5 protein-coding genes are annotated in these 11893 nt (G+C 67.1%); 1 reads left to right on the top strand and 4 read right to left on the bottom strand.

Annotated elements, in window-relative coordinates:
- Positions 1-10 precede the first annotated feature (10 nt).
- From GA707_RS19655 to GA707_RS21435, 3 genes are read right to left on the bottom strand one after another with little or no spacing between them, the layout of a single operon-like run.
- Complete coding sequence (locus tag GA707_RS19655) at positions 11-1201, bottom strand: restriction endonuclease subunit S (protein ID WP_152180155.1); 1191 nt, start codon at positions 1199-1201, stop codon at positions 11-13.
- Positions 1198-2040, bottom strand: a complete 843-nt coding sequence (locus GA707_RS19650; RefSeq protein WP_226963984.1) for a hypothetical protein — start codon at positions 2038-2040, stop codon at positions 1198-1200. Before GA707_RS19650 ends, GA707_RS19655 begins: the two co-directional genes overlap by 4 nt.
- Positions 2041-2454, bottom strand: coding sequence for a class I SAM-dependent DNA methyltransferase (locus GA707_RS21435; protein ID WP_370460061.1), 414 nt, complete (start codon positions 2452-2454; stop codon positions 2041-2043).
- A 680-nt stretch (positions 2455-3134) separates the two neighbouring features.
- Here GA707_RS21435 and GA707_RS19645 point away from each other — a divergent pair.
- A complete protein-coding gene (locus tag GA707_RS19645; protein WP_152180154.1) occupies positions 3135-5792 on the top strand; it encodes an AAA family ATPase in 2658 nt (885 codons plus the stop codon).
- Positions 5793-6102: 310 nt separating this feature from the next.
- On the opposite strand, the gene mobF is transcribed toward GA707_RS19645, so the two are convergent.
- Positions 6103-11676: a MobF family relaxase gene (gene mobF / locus GA707_RS19640; RefSeq protein WP_152180153.1), complete on the bottom strand. Its 5574-nt coding sequence runs from the start codon at positions 11674-11676 to the stop codon at positions 6103-6105.
- Between the last annotated feature and the right edge of the window lie 217 nt (positions 11677-11893).

Below are 11893 nucleotides of genomic sequence, written 5' to 3'. Positions count from 1 at the left end.
CACCCCTCCCTTATCCCGGAATCCCGCTACCGGTCGTCGACACATCCAACTCCCCAGACACAGCCGTGGTGATCAACGACTGCTTGAACTCGGTCAGCAGGGTCACTGATGCTTCCAGTTCGGCTCGGTGCTCCTTGCTTGCATGTTCATCTGCGGCCAGAAGCTCCACCGCGCGTCGCTGTAGCGGGACCGGGATCCATGGCACGAGCTCGACTGCCAAGTCATTGCGGTTGATGCCAGGGACAGCTGCTCGCGCCTGCATCGCTGCGTAGGGGAAAGACCGCAGAAGGTAGTAGATCCATCGCATGTCGTTGCCTTGGGTCTGCTTCACGTACAACGTGGTGTTGTGCGGCCAGAACGGTTCATCCACCCAGTGCACGTTCCCAACGCTCCCGTACCTCCCAATCACGACCCCCGGGCCCTGGCAGATGGCCTCGTCGTGCTGTCCAACGATGCCCGCGGTGGTGACCACGGGGACATCGCCTGGACGCCTCTGCTGGTCAGTCAGATCGACGCCGCGCTGCAATGTCAAGACGCGCGCCATGGACACCGTCACCGCAGAGGAGTGGCTCCGTTCAAGCCACGGGATCTCCGAGTTAGTTGTCGTGTCGTCATCGTTCAGGGCTCCGGCGACGCCGGCGCGCATGCGGGCCAAGAACGCTTCCTCGACGAGGTTGGCCTGCAGTGTCCGCGCCGCGATGATCTGGTCGATGCGGGTGACGCGGTCGTCGAGGAAGTCCGCGATCCGCCGCTGCTCATCGACGCTTACGTCGGCGACCCGGAACGAGGCCACATATTCAGCCGGCACTCTCTGAAGCCCAGCTACACCCTGAAAAGCGGTGACGCCTTCGTCCAAGAAGTGCTTCGACCGAACCGCGTAGCAGACCCACCGAGGGTCCACGTCCTGCCGCGGCCGCAGGATGTGTAGTTCCGTGGTTCCCGCCCCGAGGGCTTGGGCGATCATGGATCGACCGGCCTGGAACGTCGGCGTCACCTTGGGGCACACCACGTCTCCGGGGCGAAACCTCGTGTAGCCCGATGTCACGGCTCTCTTGGGCACGGTCCGGGTTTGGTCCGCGCGCCCATCCGCCCACACCGTCTCGAGGGGCAAGAACATGACTGGTGTATCAGCCGTGACGGCCTCTAACTCCGGGGTCTGCGGGTTGATCTCCGCGAGATAGCGCAATGGGATCGTCGTCACAGTCCGAGGTCTTTCATCCAGCTTTGGATCTGGGTTTCGAGGTTGCGGATCTCGGCCGCGATCTCGTCGACGGGGCGCGGTGGTGTGTAGACGTAGAACTGGCGGGTGAAGGGGATTTCGAAGCCGACCTTGGTCTTGGTGTGGTCGATCCAGGCGTCGGGGACGTAGGGATGGATCTCGGTGGCGAGGTGCTCCTCCGCGGCCGTCTTGAGGGCTTTGACGCGTTGATCCTGGTCGAGGTCGAGCCACCCGGCAGGCAGGGGCACGTTCTCGTTGTCGCGTAGGTCGGGGTCGGGTTCGACCTTCCCGCCGCGGCCGGTGACGACCTGTGCGTCGGGATCGGCAACGGCCGCGAGTCTGACGAGCTCGTTGATGACGCCGATGGGGACGCCGCCGCCCATGTTCTCGGTGAACGCGTCCTTGCATGCCTTCTCGGTGGGGAACTGTGTGCCGATCCAGCCGCCGTAGATGCTGCGGACGTTCTCGATCGCCGCCCCCGGTGGTGAGGAGATCGCATCCGGCCACTTGGCCCAGGCCTTGGACGCCGCAAGCTTGTCGAGTGTGTCCTCGGTGATGACCCAGCGGCGGCGCATGGGGCGTTCGACGGTGATTCGTTGGAACCCGAAGGTCTCGCGGGGCAGGACCTTGATGCGGGGGTCGTCGGCGGTTTCGTCGTGGGCGCCGAGGTAGAGCCGGACGATGTCGTCGATCGCGGCCGGGGTGAGTTCTTTACGTTTGTCGCCGAGGGACTTGCGCATCTTCGAACCCAGTTCGCGGGCGTCGACGAGGACGACCTTGCCCTTAGCGGGCTCGGTCTTGTCGTTGGTGAGGACCCACACTTAGGTGGAGATGCCGGTGTTGTAGAACATCTGGTCGGGGAGGGCGACGATGCCTTCGAGCCAGTCGTTCTCGAGGATCCAACGGCGGATCTCGGACTCCCCGGAGCCGGCCTGCCCGGAGAACAGCGGCGACCCGGACAGGACGATCCCGACCCGCGACCCGGCCGGTTTCATGTGGGAGAGCATGTGCTGCAGGAACAGCAGCGACCCGTCCGAGACGCGGGGGAGGCCAGCGCCGAACCGGCCGTGGTGACCCTGCTTCTCGTGCTCGTCCTTGATCGGGGCGGAGTACGCCTTCCAGTCCACGCCATAGGGGGGGTTGGCGAGGACGAAGTCGAACTTCTCGGTCGGAAACGCATCACCGGTGAGGGTGTTGCCGTTGCGCATCCGGGCGGGGTCGATGTCCTGCATCATCAGGTCGGACTGGGCGATGGCCCAGGTCTCGTCGTTGAGCTCCTGCCCGGCGACCGCACCCGCACCTGGTTCACGAGATCGCCCTCCTCGCCGACACGCGCCGCCGCGCCGGGCACGCCCTCACGGGTGAGTCGCTGGAGGAGTTCCACCGGTATGTGCTGCCCGCGTTCACCGACCGGATGCGTCAGCGGCTTCGCGCCCATTGCGAAGACAGGCAGCACCAGCCCTGGCCATCACGCGGTCGCCACACCCGCCACCGCAGCGACGAGACCACGGAACTACGGATGGCAGCCTTCGAATCCGACGTCGCCACCCTCGCCCCGCCCAGTCCGCCGCAACCGCTCCACCGCACGGGGGTGCACCTGCGCCCCGTCGACACGCCGACATAGAACACATCCGCAGGGAGCGACAAAGCGCGCGAGGACGCACTCTGTCGCGCTCACTACCGGGTGATGGGACGCAGCCCCAACCGTGCGGTTGGCGCAGCCAAGACGCATCTGCTGCCTGGCCAGGTTTCCAGTGCCTGGGGCTGACCTGGAGGTATCGATCCTCAGGGACCAACCTTGTCGCGGTGCGCTTATGGCGACCACCACCACCGGCGGACAGAGATCCATTGAGTAGTGTCGGGCGTGTTGACAACTGGCAGGGAGGGCAGCGTGGCGCAATCTGAGGATCTTCCGATGACCCGGGCGCGGCTGTACGTGCTCATGGACGCGTTCGAGAGAGACGTGCGTGCTGCACTGGTGAGATTCGTCGTTAACGAAATAGGTGAAGAAGCGGCGCTAAACGCCTGCTTTGAGCGCGCCTCGGTCAAGCGAGCTCAGGATGGGACGTCCGGCGACGCCAATCCCATCACAGAGTATCTCGATATGCGCGAGGCTTACGACCTGCTCAATACTCACCGTAGCCTGCTTCCTAGTGAATACGCGTCTGAAGTGCGGGACCTAACCGGACACCTGGATCGGCTGGTCGCTATCCGGAACCGGGTGATGCATGCCCGTCCTCTTGCTGCTGGTGACAGCGATGCTGCCGTCTCGATCCTCACCCAATTCCAGACGCGATACTGGTCAGAGATGAAGCGAACGCTCGCTCAGCTTGTCGCCGACCCATCTTGGGAACCGTTGGTTACTGTTCAATCGGACGCTGGACTAACGCTGCACAACTTGCCGCTTCCTGATTACGATGAAACCGGCCTGGTCGGCCGTGCTAAGGAAGTCGCAGACCTAGTCAGTCTCATTAAGCGTGGCAGAGAGCCTGTGCTGACTATCACCGGCGAGGGCGGTATCGGCAAGACTGCATTGGCGCTGGAGGTCGCATACTTAATAGCTGATGACACGAGTCAGCCATTTGATGCGGTTCTGTGGACCTCTCTCAAGCATGAGAAGCTTACGGCAAACGGTGTACGCGACATCGCGGGCGCGGCGCGGGATATCGTAGGAGCACTGCAACCGCTTGGCCGAGCCCTCGATGACGACTTCGGAGGTAGTTCGAGAGAGTTGGCCAGCGCCCTTGAAGGGCTACGAGTGCTGATTGTTCTAGACAATCTTGAGACAGTTGGGGGGAGTGACTTCGCAACGCTTTATGATGGTCTACCAGACACGGTGAGCTATCTGATCACCAGTCGCGTCGGGGTTGGTGAGTTCGAACGTCGGTATCCGCTCTCACCGTTGAGTCGCGCTGATAGTCTACGCCTGTTTAACGACTTCGTTCGCGCGCGACGGATCGCGGGCCTAGACAGAATCAGTTCAGATGCTCGCGTTCAAGTGGTCACAAAACTGCGGAATAGTCCCTTGGCGATCAAATGGTTTGCACTCGCGGTTGAAGCCGGGAACGATCCGATCCAACTGATTCGACACCAGGACGAACTCCTAGAGTTCTGCGTTCGATCGGTGTACGACTCCCTTGAGCCGTCAGCGCGGGAGGTGCTTGGAGCGTTGGCGGTCCTCGGTCGTCCTGTGTCAGTGGACGAACTGGTCGTGCTGCTGCAACGCTCAATGGATCAAATCAATGTCGGTCTCCAGGAGTTGATGCGAGGGTCGTTGGTCCGGCGCGAGAACGCCTCGAGTCCGGGTGATTTGAACCTACGGGTTGTACTCACGGAAACGGCCACCCAGTTCTTGAGTCGTCGTGTTCCGCCGGATGACACTGTTCGACGCGCAGTCCTACGGCGAGAGACTGAGTATCGAGCCACCGAAGAGCGCCGAGCCTCAGACCTTGCCGAGCGCTCGCTCGCGCCGGTAGTCGTGCGCTCTCGGACCGATGCGGACGCGCCTACGGCACAAATCCTTCGCCAAGCCCTGCTAGCAGGGAAGGCGGGGGACTTGGACAAGGCCTTCAAGCAGGTTGAACTTGCTCGGAAGCTGAACCCAGACTTCTGGGAGGTCGACAGAGTCGAGGGGTATCTCAGGGGTCAGGCCGGTGACCTGACGACCGCGACCGCTTGTTATAGACGCGCCTATGAGCATGCTGACGGCGAGGATCGCGCGGTGGTGGCTCACTTCTTCGCGGGCTATCTGGCACGAAGCGCGCGTGACGTGAAGTCGGCAATTGCTTACGCCGACGAGGCGCACGAAACGCTCAAGAAGGCTGACACCGCCGTCGCTCTCGGGACCTATTTGGTGTGGGCTCACCGCTTTTCGGAAGGGGTTGCCCTCATCGAGCCGGCCTCCGTCATACAGACAGGTAAGGCGAGACTGATTGCGATCAGCAGCCTGGCTGAGGCATACCGCCGCTGGGCCGAATACGCTCGTAGCGAGGAGCGCAATCCCTTGCTGCAATTCCGTCGCGCCGAGAAGGGTCTTGGGATCGCACTCGCGGCACTCGAGTCAGGTGTTTCGGATAACAGGCTGCGCGACACGGGAGCCGACTGCGCGGTAGAGGCTGTGAACGGTGCCACACAAAGCATCACTATCGGGACATCCATCGCCAACCTCTCGGAGTGGCTGGATTCACTTAGTCGCGGGCTGGTCAGATTCGTCACCGCACGTCGCTGGTCTCAATTGCTCAACGAGATCCTGAAACTGAGCAAGACCAAAGGATGTCCTGCGGCTGGGAAACGCCTTGCTGAACTTGCGCTGACGATCGATCAGCAGAGCACGGCACCAGTGTCGGCCGAGGCGTCCGGGACCGGTGACGCATCCATGATCGGGGAGATCGTTAGCATTAGGGAAAACTATGGCTTCATCCGGCACCCGGCATTCCCTGGCAACATCTTCTTCCATTCTGACGATGTCAACGATAGGGACGGGTTTGACGCTTTGCATACTGGGGCCCTCGTGCACTTCCGTTCCACGAGTTCCGATCGAGGACCACGGGCCATTGCGGTTGCGCGTTCCTGAACTGAACTTGTGTGGGGTCATTCGACCCAATCGCTAAATCAAGGCGCTGCGCGTTGGCGCAATCCGTTCCTCTCGGTGAGGACCTCAACAATGCCTGAAGGACAAAGCGTCAGCTGGCCGCAGATTCTTGGGTCAGCCGCCCGAAAGCGCCAGCGCGCCAGGAGCGGGCGAGACGAAGAGGTTCTGCCAGGGCGTTCACAACACCAGGACACCTTGATATCGATGCCATCGGTCCAGATCTATGCAACCCGCGGGCCTGCGATGTGGCGCTCGCGATTCGGCGCAAGCTGATGGGGTGAATGGACGAGGTTTAGCGTGCCCGTCCGTTATCGACAGCAGGTGCCGGGACGTGGCGGCGTTCGTGTTGATCCACACTGCGGTAGCTGGTGCTCGGCGCTGCTGGCTTGCCGGCGTCCAGGTTGCGGCGCAGGCTTTCGGCGGTGGTTGTTCGGATATCGAGGCTGCGCTGCTTGAGCGCGCGGGCGAGGTGTCGGCGCACGGCAGGCAGCGGGGTGTCGGTGGCCTGTGCGATCTGGATGGATCCGGTGTCCCAGGCGTCAGGGCTGGCCGCGGCGAGAGCTGCCACGGCATCGCGCAGGCTGTTGGTGCTGTGCGGCTGGTCGAGTCGGGCGGTGATGACTATGGCGGAGAGTGGCGCGTCGTCCTCGAGCGCTCGCCGGAGGGCGCCGGAGCCGTGGCGCGTGAGGAGTTCGGCGGGGTCGCTGCCAGCTGGGAGGGTGAGCGTGTTGGGGGAGAGACCGTGTTGGGTGAGGAGCCAGTAGGCCCGGGTGGCAGCGGCGCGTCCGGGGGTGTCGGCGTCGGTGGCCACGATCGGGGTCGTTCCGCTGAGGTGGGCGTGAACGGCGAGCTTGCGGGCTTGCTCTTCGGTGAGCGCGGTCCCGAGCGGAGCGGCACCCAGGTAGCGACCGTTGCCGGCGGTGGTGATGGCGAGGGCGTCGAGGGGGCCTTCGACCAGGACCGGGGTAGCGTCCGCAGGCGTCGTCGCGCTGCCCGCGGTGTAGAGCTGGGCGCCTTTGTGGAAGAGGACGGTGTCGGGGGTGTTGAGGTACTTCGGGCCGCCGGTGGTGTCCGTGAGAGTCGGGTGGCGGCGGGCGACGAACCCGAGCACGACTGCTTCTTCGGCCTCGTGGGTGAGGCCTGCTGCGGGGTGGGTGATGGGGAGGATGAGGCGGTCGCGGAATCGGTCGATGAGCCTGCCGTCGCGGGTGGTGGTGGCCAGGCCGGCGGCGAGGAGCTCGTCGTTGGTGGCGCCGTGTCCGCCGAGGTGGTCGATGAGGGCGGTCCACCCGGCGGGGGCGTAGCCGGGACGGGCGTGTGGGTCGCCAGTGAGGTCGGTGCCGGCGAGCCGCTCGGTGAGGTAGGTCTGCGCCCAGGATCCGGGGAAGGCGCCACTGTAGTAGTCGGTGGCCAGGGCATTGAGGGCGGCGATCCGTTCCGGGGTGACGGGGGAGGTGTCGGCTTCGATGGCGTGGGCGACCTGGGTCTCGATCTGCTGGTCGGACAGGGGCAGCGGTTCGGCGTGGTGTCGTTGGAGGGCGGCGAACGCGATGGCTGTCTCGACGTCGTCGGGGTCGGAGATGTCCCCGGTTCCGGCGCGGTCGTGGGGGGCGATGTCGTTGCTGTCTGGGAGGGCCGGTTCGTCCAGGGGCGGCAGGGCGGCCAGGTCGGCGGCTGTCGGCGCCCAGGAGACCGGCTCGAGATCGAGGTCCTCGGGAGGCAGGGCGCCGGGGTCTCCGTCGCCGCTGCCTTCGTCGAGGTGGGTCGGGTTGGTGGTGATGCTGATCCGCCAGATGAGGGCTTGGCATGGGTCGAGGTCCTGCTCCCGCTCTGGGATGTGGGCCAGGAGTGTCTCGGGGGTGTGGCCGCGGGCGAGGGCGTGGTCGATGACGGTGACCAGGGTCGCCCACCAGCTGCTCGCGCGCAGTTCGGATGCGCGGTCCGCGCCGACCAGTCCGGGGAGGCGGCCGGTCCAGGTTGAGGTGAGCGGGAGGTCGCCGGTGGTGGTGGCGGCGACGGCGGGGGAGAGGCGGGAGGTGAGGCGCCACCAGAGGGCGGCGGCTGCGTGGTCGTCCGGCAGGGGGCCGGTGCTGAGCGAGTCGCGCAGCAGGGTGGGGGTGTGCAGTCCGGCGCGGGAGAGGGCGGCGAGCCGCTCGGCGAGCACGGGCGTGAAGGCGTCGGTGTCGTGGCGGGGGAGGATCCGGTCGAGGGTGGGTGCCCATTCCTGCATCGCGGGCGTGTCGCCGGAGGCGAGACGGCGGGTGAGGTGCTGCTGGTAGCGGCCGGCGAGGGTTCCGAGCGGGCGGGCGGGTCCGGTCGGGCGCCGGTCCTGGGGGTCGATTCCGGTGGCGGCACGCCACACCTCGACCTGGGCGAGCAGGGCGGGGGCGGGTCGGGCGTGGCCGAGCCGCGTCCACGCGGGCGTCTGGTCGGCGGTGTCGGTGAGGTGGCGGGTGAGGATGGCGGTGTCGGCGCGCACGGTGGCGGCGCGGGCGGAGAGAGTCGCGCCCCAGGTCGGGTCGTCGGCCAGCGACTGCGGGACGCCTGGCAGCCAGGGCAAGGGTCCGCGGATGGCGCTGGTGACGCGGATGTCGGTGAGGCGCCAGTCGAGGACCGCGGCGGGGTCGTGGGCGTCGGTGAACCCGCGGTGGTGTGCTGCGGAGGTGAGCGCGTGGATCGGGTCGATGTCGTGGGCGGCGAGCAGGATCAGGTGCGCCCGTAGCGTCGACCATGCCGGGGCGTCGGTTGGGCCCGGCAGGATCTGCTCGGCCGTCTGCTCGATCCGCTTTGTGGTGTCGGTGCCGAGGTGCTGTTCGGCGGCCAGGTAGAGGCTGTCGGTGTAGCGGGCCACGGAGTCGGCGAGCTTGGGTGCGGGGTGGTCGGCCTCGCGGGCGGTGCTGGTCGCGGAGCGAGCGGAATCGTCGCGGACGAGGATGCCTTCGAGGATGTCGGTCGCCGTGCGGGGGTGGACGGTTTCGGGGCGGATGAGGGCATGCTCGTCTGTGTCGCTGACCAGCTGCAGGTAGAGGTGGTTGCCGGCCCGACCGCGCGTGGCGGCCGTGTAGAGCAGCTGCCGGGACTCGGCCCCGGTAAGCAGGGTGTGGCTCGCGGCGGCCGTGACGCCTTGGGCGGTGTGGATCGTCGAGGCGTACCCCAGCTCGACGTGCCCGGCTACATACGCCGCGGGCAGCGTCACGCTCCGGCGGTGGGTGACGTGCCTCGCACTCACCGCACCGTCCTCGAGGAGCGCGGTGATGGTCCACCGGTCGCCGTTCTTGACGAAGTCCGTAGCGCCCAGGGGAAGGCGGCGGTCGTTGGCTCGGGTGATGACGACATCCCCGAGCGAGGCGGTCGCGCCGTCGGCGAGTGTGACCGTGGCGGTCGCTGCCGCTGGTGCGAGGCCTGTGGTGGTGAGGCGGTGGGTGCGGGCGCGCTGGTTCAGCTCGGCGACCAGGTCCCGGGTGGGGGCGATCATGATCGCGTCCACGCCGCGGGTTCGATCGGTGGCCCAGGCGGTGAAGAGGTCGTCGGTCAAGGTTGCGAGGTCGCCGACGTGGACGCGGTGGTGGTCGAGGTAGAACCCGAGCGCCTCGAGGGCCCCGTCTCGGAGGGCGAGGGAGGCGGCGCCTTCGGCGGGGTCGGTGAAGCGCATGAGCTCGGACAGGTGCAGGCTTCCGTGGGTGGCGCGGATGTCGCGCAGGACGCCGCCGGCGCCGAGCGCGGCGAGCTGCTGGTCGTCGCCGATGAGCCGCACCGAGCCGCCCTGGGTGATGACGTGCTCGATGACCAGGTCGAGGGTGAGGGTGTCGGCCATGCCGGCCTCATCGACCAGCACCAGCGTGCTTGGGCCGATGTGTGTCATCCACGTCGGCTGCTCGCCGAGGGCGGGGTGCTGCAGGTGCCAGGCCAGCTTGGCCAGGGTGTCCGTGGCGGCATCGATGCTCTCGCCGAGGACGTGCGCGGCGGCCGCGGAGGGGGCCAGTCCGAGGACCTGTCCACCGGCGTTGGTCCAGGCGTGGGTCAGGGCGCGCATGGCGGTGGTCTTGCCGGCGCCGGCGGGGGCGATGGCGAGCTGGACCCGGGCGCCGGAGGTGGCCATCTCGCGTACCAGGGTGGCCTGTCCCGCGTTGAGTGGAACGCCCTCGCTCGCGGCTGCATTGAGTGCTGTCTGGACGGCGGTGTCGGGGGCGCGGGCCCCGTCGTCCTGTCCGGCGCGGGCGACGATCCGCGCCTCCGCGGCAAGGATCTGAGGCGAGGTGAACAGGGTGGTCCCGGCTTGGGTGTAGACGGATGTGCCGTCGCTGCGGCGCAGCCCCTCGGGCAGGTCGGTGATGGGATCGTGGCCGGGGCGGGCGAGGACGACCGAGTGAGTGGTCAGGACCTCGTCGACGAGCAGAGCGACGACCCGCTGAAGGTTGTCCCCGGTGAGGTGGGTGGGGCGGACCTGGCGTTGGGCTTCGGCGTAGACGTGGACCTGCTGCCACACCGAACGATGCTCGGCAAGGATGCCCCCGATCCGGGCAGCCGTGGCCTGGATCCAGGCGGTGTCGATCCGCGGCCCAGCAGCGGCGGCGGGGGAGAGCGCCGCGGCCACCATCGCCCGGGTGGCGTGATCGCTGCCCAGAACCGCCCGGGCCTGTTCAGCCCACGACTCGCGCTGTTCGGCGAAGCTGCGGGCGGGGTGTTTGGCGTCCCTGGTCTCGAGGGTGGCCTGCTGGGCCAGCTTGATCGCCTCCACCGGAGTCGGGGGCCGGCCATGGTCGGCCTGGAACGCGCGGGCGAGCTCGCTGGTGCGGGCGGTGATGTGTGCCCTCCTGGTCGACCACCGCGACGCCAACGCGGGATCGACGCCGACGATCTCCCGGGTCGGGCGTTTGCGCGGGTCACGGTGCGCGACGTCGACGAACCGCACCCCCAGGCTCTCGCGAAGGTGAACCTCCAGCGCCGTGTTGTAAACCTCGGAGGCGGCGGTGGCGGCCTTGAACAGGGGCCGGCCATCGATCGCCAGCCACTTGCCGGTATCCCTGGTTTGAACCTTGTTCGCGACCGCGACGTGGGTATGCAGATCCGGGTCTCCGGCGCGGGAGTCACGGTGCGTGAACGCCACCGCCACCAGGCCGCGGATCTCGACCTGCCGGACGCCGCCGGTGCCCTCCCGGGTGAACAGCGCAGACCGTTCCAGGAACGCCAGCGCATCCGCCACGGCGGCGTGGTGCGCCTTCTCGATCGCGGCCGCCACGGGCAGGTCGGCGACCGCCCACAAGGTGCTGACCGACTTCACCGGGGAGAACGACAGGTCGTACCCGGCAACGGCGTTCGTGCGAGGACGGGAAGCCTTGGCGATGGTCCCGGACAGCTCCCGGGCATCGGCAGGGTCACGGCCGAACTGCTCCCGGAACAGGGCCGTGGCAACCTCGGTGCGGGCCTGCGCGCGGTCCTCGATGCTGCCCGGGGAGCCGGCGGGTAAACCGCGGGCAGTGGTCAGCTCGGCGACACGCTCGGCCACCCGCACCCGAAAGCTCGAGACGTCCCCCGCATAGACCGGGAACGGCACCCCCAACCGGGACGCCCGCTCCTGGCCGCGCACGTCCGCGCCGGCCTGAGCGGCCCCCGCGCGCAGCTGCTCAGCCAGCGGGTGATGCCCGGAGCCGAACAGGTTGAGCATGTGCGCCTCGGTGACCACATCACCCGCAGCGATACCGTCCAGACCGGCCAGTCCGGACCCGACCCACCGGCCCGGGGTCTCGCCCTTCTCGGTGTAGTACGACGCCAGCGACGCATGCCCTCTCTCGGTCGCGTCCTGGGTCGCGACCTGCCGGGTCAGGTAGGTGTACCCCGACCCGGCGGTCAGCTTGTGGATCGACATCGTCACGGCACCCAATGCACGAAACCGGCGCCAGAGAGTGTGGTTCCCCCCGAATCGTGGAGGGCTTCCCTTCAAGCGGCTCTCGGGGTGAGGGCCGCGGTCTCGTAGGCGATGGGTGACATCATCGCAGCGGAGCTGTGCCGGCGGGTGGTGTTGTAGAAGTTGAAGCACCAGTCCATGACCGCGGTCGCGGCGGCGGTCGTGGTCTCGAACTCGT

Source organism: Nostocoides sp. F2B08 (assembly GCF_009184895.1).
Classification (GTDB): Bacteria; Actinomycetota; Actinomycetes; order Actinomycetales; family Dermatophilaceae; genus F2B08.
The sequence above is the reverse complement of the archived record's forward strand: the minus strand, read 5'-3'. Positions and strand labels throughout refer to the sequence as shown.

Excerpts from the sequence above, each read along its gene's own strand:
- mobF (WP_152180153.1), bottom strand. The coding sequence starts at position 11,676 with ATGTCGATCCACAAGCTGACCGCCGGGTCGGGGTACACCTACCTGACC.
- GA707_RS19645 (WP_152180154.1), top strand. The coding sequence starts at position 3,135 with ATGACCCGGGCGCGGCTGTACGTGCTCATGGACGCGTTCGAGAGAGAC.
- GA707_RS21435 (WP_370460061.1), bottom strand. The coding sequence starts at position 2,454 with ATGATGCAGGACATCGACCCCGCCCGGATGCGCAACGGCAACACCCTC.